At 43.7% G+C, this 15,424-nt stretch carries 13 protein-coding genes; 10 read left to right on the top strand and 3 right to left on the bottom strand.

The window, feature by feature from the left end:
• Window positions 1-112: 112 nt before the first annotated feature.
• The 3 genes from ACR65F_RS03120 to ACR65F_RS03110 all read right to left on the bottom strand — a co-directional run bounded on the left by ACR65F_RS03120 (window position 113) and on the right by ACR65F_RS03110 (window position 4,375).
• Window positions 113-1,867: a sulfatase family protein gene (locus ACR65F_RS03120; RefSeq protein WP_440503240.1), complete on the bottom strand. Its 1,755-nt coding sequence runs from the start codon at window positions 1,865-1,867 to the stop codon at window positions 113-115.
• Between the two features lie 105 nt (window positions 1,868-1,972).
• Window positions 1,973-2,551 (bottom strand): hypothetical protein, encoded by a 579-nt coding sequence (locus ACR65F_RS03115; RefSeq protein ID WP_440503239.1) that lies wholly within the window; start codon window positions 2,549-2,551, stop codon window positions 1,973-1,975.
• Between the two features lie 909 nt (window positions 2,552-3,460).
• Window positions 3,461-4,375 (bottom strand): NADP-dependent oxidoreductase, encoded by a 915-nt coding sequence (locus ACR65F_RS03110; protein WP_440503238.1) that lies wholly within the window; start codon window positions 4,373-4,375, stop codon window positions 3,461-3,463.
• Window positions 4,376-4,511: 136 nt separating this feature from the next.
• Here ACR65F_RS03110 and ACR65F_RS03105 point away from each other — a divergent pair, with 136 nt between their 5' ends.
• The 10 genes from ACR65F_RS03105 (at window position 4,512) to ehuB (ending at window position 15,393) form a co-directional block, all read left to right on the top strand.
• Window positions 4,512-4,697, top strand: coding sequence for a DUF4177 domain-containing protein (locus ACR65F_RS03105; RefSeq protein WP_440503237.1), 186 nt, complete (start codon window positions 4,512-4,514; stop codon window positions 4,695-4,697).
• A 299-nt stretch (window positions 4,698-4,996) separates the two neighbouring features.
• The gene (locus ACR65F_RS03100; RefSeq protein WP_440503236.1) at window positions 4,997-5,794 is read left to right on the top strand and encodes a DUF3100 domain-containing protein; all 798 of its coding nucleotides are present in this window, start codon (window positions 4,997-4,999) and stop codon (window positions 5,792-5,794) included.
• Complete coding sequence (locus tag ACR65F_RS03095) at window positions 5,794-6,246, top strand: hypothetical protein (RefSeq protein ID WP_039042488.1); 453 nt, start codon at window positions 5,794-5,796, stop codon at window positions 6,244-6,246. The genes ACR65F_RS03100 and ACR65F_RS03095 overlap by 1 nt, the downstream gene beginning before the upstream one ends.
• A gap of 460 nt (window positions 6,247-6,706) precedes the next feature.
• A complete protein-coding gene (locus tag ACR65F_RS03090) occupies window positions 6,707-7,687 on the top strand; it encodes an ABC transporter ATP-binding protein (RefSeq protein ID WP_440503235.1) in 981 nt (326 codons plus the stop codon).
• Window positions 7,688-7,692: 5 nt separating this feature from the next.
• A complete protein-coding gene (locus ACR65F_RS03085) occupies window positions 7,693-8,721 on the top strand; it encodes an ABC transporter ATP-binding protein (RefSeq protein WP_440503436.1) in 1,029 nt (342 codons plus the stop codon).
• A 27-nt stretch (window positions 8,722-8,748) separates the two neighbouring features.
• The gene (locus ACR65F_RS03080) at window positions 8,749-10,512 is read left to right on the top strand and encodes an ABC transporter substrate-binding protein (protein ID WP_440503234.1); all 1,764 of its coding nucleotides are present in this window, start codon (window positions 8,749-8,751) and stop codon (window positions 10,510-10,512) included.
• Between the two features lie 69 nt (window positions 10,513-10,581).
• Window positions 10,582-11,547, top strand: a complete 966-nt coding sequence (locus ACR65F_RS03075) for an ABC transporter permease (RefSeq protein WP_440503233.1) — start codon at window positions 10,582-10,584, stop codon at window positions 11,545-11,547.
• Window positions 11,548-11,558: 11 nt separating this feature from the next.
• A complete protein-coding gene (opp4C, locus tag ACR65F_RS03070; RefSeq protein ID WP_440503232.1) occupies window positions 11,559-12,470 on the top strand; it encodes an oligopeptide ABC transporter permease in 912 nt (303 codons plus the stop codon).
• 25 nt (window positions 12,471-12,495) lie between these two features.
• Complete coding sequence (locus ACR65F_RS03065) at window positions 12,496-13,995, top strand: carboxypeptidase M32 (RefSeq protein ID WP_440503231.1); 1,500 nt, start codon at window positions 12,496-12,498, stop codon at window positions 13,993-13,995.
• A gap of 531 nt (window positions 13,996-14,526) precedes the next feature.
• Window positions 14,527-15,393, top strand: coding sequence for an ectoine/hydroxyectoine ABC transporter substrate-binding protein EhuB (gene ehuB / locus ACR65F_RS03060; protein ID WP_440503230.1), 867 nt, complete (start codon window positions 14,527-14,529; stop codon window positions 15,391-15,393).
• The last annotated feature ends 31 nt before the right edge of the window (window positions 15,394-15,424 follow it).

Genomic DNA, 15,424 nt, shown 5'->3' with positions numbered 1-15,424 from the left:
AATTAAGCGTGTCGTCTTGACTGCTAAAGAAGAAAATCCTCGCCCTTTATAATTCGGGAAGAGGATTATTCAGTAGATAGACATATTTTTATTCTGAATCTCCATAGCCATCTCAACCCTTTTTCGGTTTCAAGCGCTTCTGATAGCGCTGACCTTCGAGCATATTCAGAAGCGTACGTTGAATCGCTTCGGTTTCAGGGGAACAGCAACCTGGATCCGCCAAGTTTTTCGTTTCAAGCGGGTCATGTGCTAGATTGTACATTTCAAATTGGTCAGGAACGGGTTCGGTTTTGACGACTTCGACGATACACCCGTCTTCATCCACAAACGACGTATCACTGACGCCGGGATCTGTCCAAAACTGGGGATTGTCGAAGTAGCGGGCGAACTTCCAAATTTCTGATTTGCCGGCAGGACCAGTTTTAAGAGAGACAATTATGGCTTCGATTGAACTTGGTTGGATGACGGATTCATAAGGTTTTCCTGTAATGAGGTTCGTTTGATGAAGTCCTTTGAATACGTTGTCGTCCGTCATGAAATACAGCGGTTCATCCACACGGAAGAAGGTTTGACGTCCTTCTATGAGTGGTGTTAAATCCCTTCCGACAAGAGGGCGAGCTTCCGTATGATCGATAGCTAATTTGTGCTGGATCTCAGCTGCGTCAATTCCTGCCAAACCGAGCAGTGTCGGTAAGATGTCGACGTGACTTGTAAGGGTAGTTGTCTGTTTTGCTTGAGGGAATAACTGAGGGCTGTGGATGACGAAGGGGACATGGATGGATTCTTCGTACATCGAATACCATTTTTGATAAAGTCCGCCTTGCGCGCCGAGTTGTTCGCCGTGGTCGGATGTGAAGACGATGATTGTGTTCTCTGAAAAGCTTGATTGTTGAAGCGCAGTGAGTACTTTCATCATTTCGTCGTCCACTTTTTTCTGCAAGCTGTAATACAGTTGACGATAAAAATTGGTGTTAATGATTGGCTGCAATCCTTTTGGATAGGTGAGGCGATAGCTGTCTTGCACAGATGGCTTAGTTGCTAGTGACTCGTGAGTAGTCGGAGCGGGTGGGATGTGCGGAAGTGTCGGATCTACTTCGAAATTATATGAGGGCAGAAGAGCTGAAAATATCCCGAATAGCGCAATGTCATGTGGGTTCACGAACGAGCATTGGATGAACCATGGCGTTGCTTCTTCCTCGCATTTCGAAGTTCGTTCCAATGCTTCTATCAATTCTACCGTTTCCGCTGCATACACTTCGTCCCGTCCACTCGTTCCAAAACCTGCAGATGACCCAGAATTTCGAGGGTCTGTTCCGTGGGGATCCGGTCCAATCCAATCTGAAAACCCGAACGTGTCAAGACGATCTCCTTGGCGATAAATCCTCTCGTTTTTCTTATCTGGCGCGCCAGTGATTGTGTTGTAACTCGGCAACGCATTTTTCGTGCCGGGAATTACGATGTCTTCCTCAGAAGCGTGCCACTTTCCTTTCCAAAACGTGTCATAACCGGCAGCACGGAAGTAGTCACCTACTGTAGGAACTGTGTTCGGATCTAACCAGAACTGGTCTGCGTCATAGGATCCTTTTGCAGCGCCAGGTGTTTGTGTGACTCCATGCAAGGAAGGATAGTGCCCAGTATATAATGTCGTCCGACTCGGTGCACAAGCTGTGCAACCGGCATAATGGTTAAGAAATGTCATTCCGTTTTTCATCAACAGCTGCTGCGCAATTAAGTTTTCACGGGTCCACTTTTTCAGTTCTTCTGTCTCGTATACTGGGGGAAATCGATCTTGGTCGACCATTAGGAAAAGAATATTCGGCTGTTTGTTCCCCGAACCACTATTGGGATTTGTATGATGTTCTTTCATAAGTTTCACCTTCCTAATTTGTAAGTACCCTCTAGTGTATGACGGACGAGTTCGAACGAGCGTGTAATTCGTTTAGGGAGGAAGGTGAAAGGAGGTTGATTGGCATTAGAATTTCAGGAATCTAAGGATTTCTCCAATAGCCGTATCGGCAATGAATGTTGCGAGAAGAATGGACGCGACTGTTGTGACGGCGATATAAAAGAGGATACCGTAAAAGCTATCGATGGATGTAGGTTCCTTGAATAAGAGTTTTGTGATCGTGAATAAAGGAATGAGGATGAATGCGATGAAGATGGCGATAGCTAGGAGAATGGTGGATAGAGTGAAGGAATGAACGAGTGTGAGTAGCAGGCTTATTGCGGAAAGTGCGATTGGAATGGCATAGAATCCCCCTAGTTTTCGGGTGAGTTCTGAGACGGATTCGGAGATTGAAAACAGTTTGACCGTGCTTGTGATTGCGATGAGATTTACGACGACGACTAGAAGAAAGAAGATACTCAAGTAGAGAACGACTTGGAAAAAGGATGGGCTGAGAGTGTTTAGACTTGTCGGGAATGCAGCGTAGAAGGTAGCGGACGTTAGAAGGATGAATAAGATGATACTGAGTATGCTGTTTTGTACTGAAGTGTTATTCGTGTGAAAGTGGGCAGATGGTGTTTTGAGTTGTTGAAATAGGAATTGCATGAAATTCTTTGCGTCTGATTTTAACTTTTCAAGGGGTTCGTTTGTGGACGAGGTCGATACTTCTACGGCTGTCGTTCGCTTGCGTATGGCGGAAAACGAGTTCCCACATTCCCCGCAAAAATTTCCGTCAAGTTGCGTGTGGTTGCAAACTGGACAAGTTTTAATGGGTGTCACTCCTTTTTTGTGTTGGATAGTGCTCGTTGCATGGCATCGGGCAGTAAAGTTCGCTTTAGTAAATGGTATGTGTGAGGGATGGAGAATAGAAAGGAATTGTATAGATGAGATGGGGGGGTGGCTTAGTCGGAGGTGGATCGAGGGTTTTTGTGTTGTCGATCACTTGGAGCGGGTTGACCGACACTGCGAGTAGTTTCTGTGACACTTGGTGGGGATTCTCAATCACATCTGTCAATTTCTCCATCACATAGTGGAATTTCTCGATAACGGGACACAATTCAAGTGCTTAAAGGGATTAATTGGGTGCGCTTCGCTTGTTTTGGGGATGGGCTAGGGGCGCTGACTATGGAAATCGGATGGATGATGCTGGTTATCGGCACTTTGGTGATAGAAATCGGAAAGATCCGCGCGTGAATCGGAACTATCGAGTGTAGAATCGGCAATATGGGTGAATTAATCGGAATCGAGACACAATTCAAGTGCTTTTAAGGGATTAATTGGGTGCGCTTCGCTTGTTTGGGGAGGGGCTAGGGACGCTGAAGATAGAAATCGGAAAGATGCATCTGGTTATCGGCACTTTGGTGATGGGAATCGGAAAGATTCGCGCGTGAATCAGCACTTTCGAGCGAAGAATCGGCAATATGGGTGAATTAATCGGAATCGGGAAACAATTCATGCCTTGATTAGACATAAGAAAACCCCTGTTCCGCAGAGCAAACAGGGGGAGTGAATTCATTACAACGTCAATACTAACTTTCCGCGTGCGTGGCGAGTTTGTGTTTTCTGCAGTGCTTCGAGTCCTTGTTCGAATGGATAAGTTTGTTCAATGACGAGCTTGTATGTACCCGCAGCAATTTCTTGAATGAGCTGTTTGACTTCATTCTGAACATCCGCCTTATGAGGGACGAATGCAGCGGTGATGCCGCGTTCTGGCTCGATGCGATCGCCAGAAATTGTGATGACGGTGCCACCGTCTTTTACGACGTGCATACTTTCAGTTCCCGTGCCAGGTTGGATCGCTATCGCTGCGTCGACGCCGTTAGGCATCCACTCGCGGATCTGATTTGCCCAATTCGGATCATTATAGTCTACGGTTTTATCAGCACCGAGCGATTTCATGTACTCATGATTTTTAGGGGAAGCCGATCCTGCCACATTCCAGCCACGCGTTTTGGCAAACTGGATTGCGAATGTACCGATTGCACCTGAAGCGCCGGCGATGAATACGGAATTGCCTTCTTTCAAATGGAGTGCAGTAAGCGCACGCAAAACGGTGTTGCCTGCGACTGGTACTGCAGCGGCCTCTGCAAATTCCATATTTTCAGGAATGGGAAGGATGAGCGAGTCTTGCTGGACCACTGCGTATTCAGCCCACGTGCCCCCTTTAGGTTGCATCATACTGACGAAAGCGATGCGATCCCCTTTTTGATAGTGCGTTACTAGACTCCCGGTTTCTTCGATAATACCAGCGGCTTCGATTCCAATTGGATACGGGTAGCTGATTTCCTGAGGGAGAAAATAGGAGTCATGGATTCCGACGCCGACAGCTTTTACACGGACGAGCAATTCATCATCATTGAGGGTTGGAATCTCCACTTCTTCTAACGCGATATCATCTGGTGCGGCACTCCTTTTAACAAATGCCTTCATATAGGATGCAACTCCTTTTGAGATTTTAGTAAATTCAGTATATCATAACGTTATTGCTGAAGTAGTAATAGGGGATTGCAAGGTTATTTCTAATGAATCACTAAATCTCTCTGTTCTAAAAAAAGGAGGAGTCACAATGTACACGTATAAAGTCGTGACAATCAAGAGTAGTTGGAAGGGAACGCCTAAAGAGGATGAGGAGCAGGTTATGAATGAGTATGCTGCGAAAGGATGGCGGTTGCATTCAATCATACCGTTCTCCACAACTACAGGTGGTACAACGGATTTAAAACTTGTATTTGAAAAAGAATCCAAAATGTAATAGACATATGAATTTTGAGGAGCTTATCTGCTGGTTGGTAGATAAGCTTTTTATGTCGTTTTGAATAACATTTTTTGTTAACGCTTTACTAGGCTAAAATATCTCTTCCCTTTAACTGAATTATCTTGTATACTGCATAACATAGATTTTTGTGGATGTTCACAGAGAATTTATGGAGTGCGTCATGAGAGGTAAATTGATGGCGTTTTTTGAAATCAGTTTAATCAGAAATTATAGGTGGATAATGAATCAGCGAGGTAGTGATTCAACTTCCAATAGGTGAAGGGGGAAGAACTAACATGCAGGATGGGAATGCGGCAATGGGATTATGGAAAGATTGGCGTTTACACGTAATTGTTTTAGCGATAGTAATCGTTACGGAATTGATCGGAACGTTTAGCATTAAAGTCGGCCCTGGGGTCGTGTTATTGCTTCCGATGTTGTATGCGCTCGGAATAGGAATTATTTTGTACTTTACACCGGCTGTGAAAGAACGTCAGTCGGTCAATGCGGAGCCAATTATTGTACTGGGGGTTTCGTTGTTACTAGCGAAAATCGGAGTCATTATCGGTCCGTCGTTGCCAGAAGTAATTGCAGCAGGACCTGCACTTTTGCTTCAAGAACTCGGTCACCTTGTTACAATTTTGATTGCACTGCCTGTTGCGATTTGGCTTGGGATGAAACGCGAAGCAATCGGGATGACACACTCGATTGGACGTGAGCCGAACGTGGGCTTGATAATGGATAAATACGGAATGGGTTCTCCGGAAGGTCGCGGAGTCATGGCGATGTACATTTTCGGTACAGTTTTCGGTGCAGTGTTCTTAGGCTTGTTGTCAGGACTGCTTGCGACAATTACACCACTTAGCCCGCTATCATTTGCTTTGGCTTCAGGAGTAGGAAGCGGAAGTATGATGGCTGCGGCAAGTGGGTCGCTGATCGCAGCTTTTCCGGATCTTGAGACACAAATCGTTGCGCTTTCAGGAGCGAGTAACTTACTCTCCTTATCAAGCGGTCTTTGGGTCAGTATCTTCATCGCACTGCCACTCACTGAAAAATTATATGGGTGGATGACTCGGAAGAAGGAGGGGTATTGATGCTGAAAAATATTCAAGAATGGGTATTGTTATTAGTTATAGTAGGCGTCAGTGGACTAATCGGAAACTGGATCGGTTACGATATCTTCCCACTTTCTGCACTTCCGGGTATGGCAATTCTAATTGGTATCTGCTTGGCAGGGTTCATCTTAAAAGAGATTATCCCTTTGAATTTCCCGAGTATCGCCTACATTTCCATCATTGGAGTGGTCGTGTCGATGCCATGGTTCCCAGGTTCTGATAAAGTTGTAGAATGGACAACCCAAGTTCAGTTGTTGGCGTTGACGACACCAATTCTAGCGTATGCTGGGATTGCCATCGGACGTTCATGGTCTGATTTCGTCAAGCTCGGCTGGCGTACGCTGATCGTCGCAAGCTTGGTCATGATCGGAACGTTCCTCGGTTCGGCAGTCATTGCGGAGATTATATTGCGATTCCAAGGCATTATTTAAATAGAGGATAGAGATGACCCAGTCGCATGTGAGCGGCTGGGTCTTTTTTTGCGTGGGTGATTTCTTTGGCGCCGAGTGAATCGGAAAGATGAGAGTTGGAATCGGCAGTTTGGCGAGGGGAATCAGAAAGATCCTGGGTTGAATCGGAACGTTCGAGCGAAGAATCGGCAATATAAGAGAATTAATCGGAATCGGGACACAATTCAAAAGGGTGAAGGGATTAACTGGTAGCGCTGCGAGTGATTCTTGTGGGGATTTCTATAGTGCAGATGAAACAGGAATAATAGTGTAAAACTGGCAGACGGACACAATTTACTATTAGGTTTTGGATGGTGTGAAAGCGCTTTCTTAGTTCAGAAAACTCATTGTTATCTCATTTTCGATATGTTAAGATAAATGCCATCATGTAATCATGATTATAAAGTGATTATGATTATTACATATTGAATGAGGTGAACTAATGGGGATTCCAATTTTAGATGTGAAGAAACTGAAGACATATTTTTATTTAGATGATGAAAAGGTCGCGAAGGCAGTGGATGATGTCTCGTTTTCGATTCGTCCGGGTGAAACTGTGTCGATTGTTGGTGAATCTGGAAGTGGAAAGAGTATGACGGCAAACTCTGTCATGGGGCTCATCAGCAAACCGGGTAAGATCGTCGAAGGGGGAATCGAGTTAAATGGGCGTGAATTAACTAGTTTGACTGAAAAGCAGATGACGTCCATTCGTGGTAAGGAAATGGCGATGATTTTCCAGGAGCCGATGACTGCCCTGAATCCAGTTTTCACAGTCGGGAACCAGATAATAGAAATGTTAAGAAAACACAAGAAAATGAGTAAGAAAATTGCGAGGGAACAGGCGATACATTTACTTGAAGTAGTGGGTATTTCCCGTCCTGACCAAATTGTTGATGAATATCCCCATAGACTTTCAGGCGGTATGCGCCAGCGTGTCATGATTGCGATGGCGATCTCCTGCCAACCCAAACTGCTCATCGCAGATGAACCAACTACTGCACTCGATGTCACCATTCAAGCACAAATCCTCGCGCTACTCGAAGACATGAGAAAGAAAATGGACATGTCGATTCTAATGATTACTCATGATTTAGGTGTTGTTTCTGACTATGCAGATCGTGTCATTGTTATGTATGGCGGTCAGGTCGTTGAACAAAGTACAACCAAAGAGCTTCTGCGCAATACGAAACATCCGTATACACAAGGTCTCCTGGATAGCATGCCTGATTTGTCTACGAACGTTGATAGATTGAAAACAGTTGCTGGAACTGTACCTGCTGCTACCGAATTTCCTGAAGGATGCAGATTTGCTTCGCGATGTCCTTTTGTGATGGAAAAATGTGCTGCAACGAATCCTGAATTGATTGAAGTAGGTCATGGACACCAAGTCCGCTGCCATCTATACGGGGAGGAAACACTATGAAACTAATGGAAGAAGTGAATCAGGGAGTTGCCACGAAGAATTTATTGGAAGTACGGAATTTAAAGAAGTACTTTCCTATCAAAAGCGGAGTCATCCAGCGCACTACAGGCCATGTAAAAGCGGTGGATGACATTTCTTTTCATATACGTGAAGGGGAAACCCTTGGAATCGTTGGCGAGTCCGGATCAGGAAAGTCGACGTTAGGCCGTGTCATATTGCGCTTGTTAAATTCGACTGACGGCGAAATCGTGTTTGACGGGAATGACATTACCCAAATAAAAGAAAAAGAAATGAAAGCATATCGGAAAAATATGCAAATCATCTTTCAAGATCCGTTTTCATCGTTGAATTCGAAAATGAATGTGTATGAACTTATCGAAGAAACGTTAGTGGTACAAACGAAATTGGTGAAAGCGGAACGGAAAAAGAAAGTTGAAGCGATTGTAGAGAAAGTCGGTCTGAGAATAGACGATCTCCAGAAATATCCCCATGAATTCTCTGGTGGGCAACGACAGAGAATCAGCATAGCCCGCGCACTTGTCAATAATCCCAAGTTTGTTGTTTGTGATGAGCCTGTTTCTGCACTGGATGTCTCGATTCAAGCGCAAGTGCTGAATTTGATGATGGATTTGCAGGATGAACTAGGGTTAACGTATTTGTTCATCGCTCATGACTTAAGTGTAGTTAAGCATATTAGTGATCGCATCGTCGTGATGTATTTAGGAAGAGTTGCGGAAATCGCACCTAAGAACAGCCTTTATGATACCCCTAAACATCCGTATACCCAAGCACTTCTTGACTCTGTATCTGTCGTAGACCGTGGAGAGAATCGAACAATGGATCGAGAAAAAATTGTGTTAAAAGGAACGATGCCTAGTCCTGCTAACCCGCCTTCCGGATGTGCCTTCCGCACGAGGTGTCCGTTTGCGTTTGACCGCTGCAGCGAAGAGCGTCCAGAGCTAACTGAGGTTGAAGACGGACACTTTGTTGCGTGTCACTTACACACTACGGATTACAAAAAAGGAACCTACTAATATGGCACAGTGGAAAGGAGACGAAGGATGAGGAAATATAGTTCAAACAAAAAAGCATTTGCGATGATGTTTGTGGCTTTGGTTCTGATACTTGCTGCATGTGGAAATAGCGAAGATAGAGGACCAACTTCTATTTCAAGATCACAAGGTGAACCCAATGAAGGGGGCATTGTCGTTGGTGCGATGGAAACAGCGCCAACCGGGATGTTCAATCCGATTTTTCACGAAGAAGGTTATGATGAAGCGATTCTTCGTATTACGCATGAGGGGCTGGTTGGACAAAACGAAGAGTTAGAGTTCATTCCGAAGCTTGCAAAAAATTGGGAGATGAATGATGACCAGACTTCGATAACTTTCCATTTGGAAGAAGACGTAAAGTGGCATGACGGTGAGGAATTTACAGCAGAAGACGTTGTGTTCACATACCAAACGATGTCAGATCCTGATTATGTTAAATCAGGTGGCTTCAGAACTGAGTATGTACAAGATTTAAAAGGATATGATGCGTATAACGCAGGTGAAATAGATGATTTTGAAGGAGTAGTTGCAGACGATAAGTACACGGTTACTTTTAACTTCGAAGAGCCTAAAGTTACTCCGCTCTATACAGCGGGCTTTCAAATTATACCTAAGCATGTATTTACTGATATTCCAATTGCCGACATGCCAAAATCTGACGCCTCGCTAAAAGGCGGATCTATTATCGGAACGGGACCCTTCAAACTTACGAAAATAGTAGATCGTCAACAATATGTTTTTGAACGAAATGATGATTATTGGCAAGGGAAACCTCACTTAGACAAGATTGTCTATAAAATTGTCGATGAAGCCATCATGACAGGTTTACTAGAAAATGGAGATATCGATTTTGTAGCAGATCCAAACGGTGTTTCCCCAGCAGATTACAACACAGTTAAAAACATAGAGAACATGCAAATCATTGAACAGCCTGAGTTCGGAAACCAATTCTTGGGATTCAAGATGAATCATCGAAGCTCTAGTGACATTGAAAGTCGTACGATTAACCCTGACAACTGGGCAGTAAATGAAAAAATTGCAGATCCGAAAGTGAGGCAAGCGATTGCTTATGCGGTGAACCGTGAAGGAATCGTCAATGGATTGTTGTATGGAAAAGGGCAAAAAACAAATTCAACAATCGCCCAGCAATTTTGGGCATATAGCGAAGATGGCGTTGTCGATTATGAGTATGACGTTGAAAAAGCTACTCAATTATTGGATGAAGCTGGATATCTTGATAAAGACGGAGATGGTTTCCGTGAGAATCCTGAAGGAGAGAAATGGGTTTTGAATCTTGACTTTCCGACTGGAAATAAAATTCGAGAACGATCTGCTCCTCTCATAAAACAGCAACTTGAAGAAGCTGGCATCCAAATCAATATGCGTCAGCCTAAAGAAATGACAGCATATATCGACGGACTCGAAAACCGTGATAGCGATTGGGATCTGTATCTACTTGGTTGGGCGCTGAGCAGTCATGACCCCGATCCAGCTAGTTTATGGTCAGCGACAGCCCCTTATAACTATTCACGATGGAACAATCCGGAAGCTGACGCATTATTGGAGAAGGCTATGAAAGCGCCAGCCGCTTTTGAACAAGATTATCGGGCGGAAGTATATAAGGAATGGCAGGTACTATTTTCGAAAGACTTACCTGCCTTATTTTTATACGTGAAAGACAACTTATGGGTTATGAGTGACCGTGTTGAGGGAATTGATCCGTTACCATTTACTATTATGAATAATACACATGAGTGGTGGGTCACGCGGTAAAACAGGTAAATATGCCGGTAGTCAAACCGGCCGTGAATCGTAAAAAGTGCGAATTTAAGGGGGGCAACTATGTTTCAGTATTTAATAAGAAGGATTCTTGTTTTTATACCTATGCTCTTTTTGCTCACAGTTATAATATTTGGCTTGGCAAAAGCAGCCCCAGGAGACCCATTCACAGGAAAGATCTTAGATCCAAGTATTGATCCTGAAGTATACGAACAACGGAAGGAAGAACTCGGATTGAACGACCCCATTCCTGTGCAATACCTTCATTGGGTTAGTACGGTCGCAAAAGGGGATCTAGGTGAATCCATTACTTACAATGGTCGATCGGTGAAAGACCTGATTAGCGAGCGATTAATGAATACCATTTATTTAGGTACGTTTGCACTCGCCATTACACTAATTGTGGCTATTCCAATTGGGTTATATTCGGCGAAATATCCGTACTCGATGCTTGATTATAGTGCAACCGCATTTGGATTTATAGGTCTTGCAGTTCCTAACTTTTTCTTTGGATTGATTGCCATTTTTGTATTTGCGATTAGTTTCGGATGGTTCCCTGCACAAGGGACAGTGTCAAGTGTTGACGCAACAGGACTTGGACTCGTTATGGACCGCCTGCATCATATGATTTTACCAGGACTAACGCTTGGGTTAGCTGGAACGGCTACCTATATGCGTTACATGCGGTCGGAAGTATTGGACGTTCTCGGTAGTGACTATATTAAAACAGCCAAAGCTAAAGGAATGAGTGAAACGTCCATTTTATACAAGCATACGTTACGGAATGCCATCATTCCGATTATTACGTTGCTTGGATTTGAATTTGGTGCTTTATTGAGTGGTGCTGTCATCACAGAGCAAGTATTTAACTACCCGGGACTTGGTACGTTATTCATCACGTCCATTACGAACCGGGATTATCCAGTTGTCATGGCCATAAACTTACTGCTGGGTGTGACGATTCTATTGGGAAACTTACTTGCAGATATGCTATATAGTGCAGTGGATCCGAGGATTCGCTATGAATGAGGTGAGAAAGAATGCAAAACGCTATGAATGAACAACCCACCATGAGGGTGGCTCGGAATAAAGCGAAGCCGAAGAGTCCATTTCAGCTCTCTTTGCGAAGATTCATGAAGAATAAGCTTGCAGTCATCGGTGTAATATGCTTGATTCTCATAATTTTAGCAACAGTGTTTGCGCCGTTACTGACGAAGTTTGATCCTGAAAGAGGGGACTTGCTGATGGTCGACAGCGCTCCGGGCAATGGACATTTACTTGGCACAGACAGTTCAGGACGTGATAACTGGGCACGATTGCTGTACGGTGGTCGGATTTCATTGATTGTCGGATTCAGCGCGATGCTGTTTACACTGGTAATTGGCGTTGTTACGGGTGCGGTTAGTGGCTATTACGGCGGTAAAGTAGATAGTGTGATAATGCGTGCTGCAGATTTGGTATTAGCTCTTCCATTTCTCGTGCTAGCGTTAACAATTATTGCGTTATTGGATAATGTAACCATAGGCGTCTTCGTGACGATTATCGCAATCACGACATGGCCAACGTTGACGAGACTAATTCGTGGAGCATTCCTATCGCTACGGGAGGAAGAATTCATTACTGGAGCAAAGGCACTAGGTGCGAGTGATTTGCGTATCATTTGGAAGCACTTCTTACCAAATGCAGTTGGACCAATTATCGTGAATGCAACTCTCATGATGGCGACGATGATTATAATTGAGTCAGGTATGAGTTTCATCGGAATGGGAATTCCACAGCCAACGCCAACTTGGGGAAATATGCTTTCGGAAGCTCAAAATCTGAGAGTACTTCGGGATCAACCCGAAGTATGGCTGCCGCCGGGTCTAGGAATTCTTATGACGGTTCTGTCCATTAACTTCATTGGCGATGGTTTGCGCGATGCGTTCGATCCGAAGAGTAACCGACGATAATTCGTATGTGAATGAGGTGAATAATGTGGTTGAATTTACTAGTAAAGAGAAGAAGTTTCTGGAATTTTTGAAAGAGCAAAATGCATTTAAGGAAGCACTGACGACTCTTCAATGGGATTCACACACTCAGATTCCACACGGTGGAGTGGACCAACGTTCGGAAGTGGTCGGCATTCTATCAGGGAAACTGCAGCAAGTGGAAACGTCAGATCGAATGAAAGATTTCATCGATGAAATGAAAATGACATCTGAGAATGAATTCATTCGGAAGGTAGCTGAAGAGTGTGAGCGAGTATATGATAAGAATCGAAAAATTCCCAATGCAGATTATCAAGGATATGTGACACTCTGCTCGAAGGCGGAATCCGTTTGGGAGGAAGCACGAGAGAAAGATGACTTTTCCTTATTTGAGCCCTATTTAACGGAGATTGTCGGATACAACCAAGAGTTTGCGGAACTCTGGGGATATGAAGGCGATCGATACAATGCGTTACTCGATAATAACGAAACAGGGGTTACTGTGGAAATGTTGGATAAGGTGTTTCCAGAGCTTCGAAAATCGTTGACGAGATTGATAGGACAAGTTCAAGCGAGTCCTGTGAAGGCGGATGTCCCGCTATTGAAGACCACATTTCCAGTAGAAAGCCAAAAAGCGTTAAGTGAGGCAATGCTGAAGATGATTGGATATCGGTTCGAGGATGGACGCCTCGACACATCTGCACATCCTTACAGTTTTGCGATTAATCCTAATGACGTCCGACTTTCGACTAAGTACGATGGAAATGATTTCAGGACCAGCGTGTTCAGTGCTGTGCATGAGGGCGGACATGCGTTGTATGAGCAGAATATCGGTAGAAATCTAATGGGGACGCCGCTCTCAGCTGCAAGTTCGATGGGAATGCATGAGTCACAGTCGTTGTATTGGGAGATGTTTGTGACGGCGGATAAAGGATTTTGGGAAACGAATTATGACTGGTTCCGTTCATTTGCACCAGACCATTTTAAGTCCGTTTCTCTTGAAGACTTCTATTTAGCTTTGCATGATGTGAAAGCTTCCTTGATTCGAATCGAAGCAGACCCGCTGACTTATTCGATGCATATCATGCTTCGCTATGAGTTGGAAAAAGCATTGCTTAATGGTGATGTGAAAGCAGAGGAACTGCCGCATATCTGGAATGAGCTTATGCAGAAGTATTTAGGTGTAGTTCCTGAAAACAATCGGGATGGTGTGCTTCAGGATATCCATTGGTCAAGCGGTGATTTCGGCTACTTCCCATCGTACACATTGGGCTATCTGTATGCTGCTCAACTGCACAATACAATGAAAAAAGAGATACCGTTTGAAAGGTGTCTGCAGACAAATGATTTCCTCTCGATCCGCCAATGGTTTACGGAGCATATCCACCGTCACGGCAAGACCAAACAACCACTGGAGCTTCTGAAACAAGTCACGTCGGAAGAGTTGAATCCTACCTATTTGGTACAGTATTTAACAGAAAAGTATGGAGCGATTTATCAGTTTTAATATGAGTAGCGCCCTTCTGCCAATTGAGGTAGAAAGGCGTTTTCTTTTGGTTTGCCTTTCTCTATCATATTTTCAGATTTCTCAGAGACATTGAATCGTTTACGACAACTGGCACAATTCACTGGAATTAAACGATTAATTGGCATGGCTGCATCTTTATAAGATGACCACTTTAAACTGGAACTGAAGAACCCAAAATCTCTTTTTGAGATGTTTATTTTATGATTAAAAAACGAATAAAAGTCGCTATTTTCTCTATAAAATTAAAAATAAGTCAAATTCACATTTCGTTCAAAATGAAATACTTTTAGCCTATTGAAAAAACTTTTTAAACTATTTTTTCAGTAATTTAGATCTCTTGTAACCGTTATCATCACTAGGTTAAACGAATATTACCTTTTATATCCATTGGTGGAAAACGCAGAAATCGGTTTGTAATGAAAAATCAGGTATGATACGGTTAATGATGTACTGAAAATTTGCTTTATGAAAATATCAAGGAGGAGAATGAAAATATCAAGGAGGAGAATAATGAAGAAATCGTTGGTTGGGTTTTTGGCAATCATGATGCTAGTCGTTTTAGCAGCATGTGGGAAAGAAGAAAGTGGAAGTAAGTTAGAAGATTTGAAGGAGAAAGGCGTTGTCAAAGTCGGCTTTGCCAATGAGAAACCGTATGCATATGAAGAAGATGGAGAATTACAAGGAGCTGCGGTTGCTATTGCCAAAGCGGTCTTTGAAAACCTGGGGATAGACGAAGTCGACGGGAAGTTGTCGGAGTTCGGGAACTTGATTCCAGGATTGGGCGCAGGTAAGTTTGACGTCATTACAGCGGGAATGGCGATTACTCCGGACCGTTGTAAAAACGTAGCGTTTGGTGAACCGGAAATTAAATATGGTGAAGGATTGATCGTTGAAACGGGAAATCCGATGAACTTGAAAAGTTATAAAGATATTGCTGCGAACCCTGATGTAAAAGTTGCAGTGATGAGTGGTGCGACAGAGAAGGAATTCATGATTAAGGAAGGCGTCAATGAAAGCCAAATCATGATGGTTCCGGACATTCCAGCATCATTTTCAGCTGTTGAATCAGGTCGTGCGGCTGTGACAACTGGAACAGAAATGACGATTAAAATGGCACTTGAATCTGCTAACATCGACAAGCTTGAGTTTGTAAATGAATTCGAACAGCCAGAGATTGAAGGAGTTCCTAGTTATGGCGCAGCAGCATTCTTGAACGAAGATGATGAGTTACGTGAAGCATACAATGCGGAACTTAAAAAGATGAAGGAGAACGGCGAAATTGCAGCATTGATCGAACCGTTTGGCTTTACTGAAGAAATGAACACGGTCGATAACGACATTACGACTGAAAGTGTTTGTAGCGGTGAGAATTACTAAGAAAACGATCGGGTCACGCCGTGTTCGGCAT

It is taken from the genome of Sporosarcina sp. SAFN-010, from assembly GCF_059415065.1.
The sequence above is the reverse complement of the archived record's forward strand: the minus strand, read 5'-3'. Positions and strand labels throughout refer to the sequence as shown.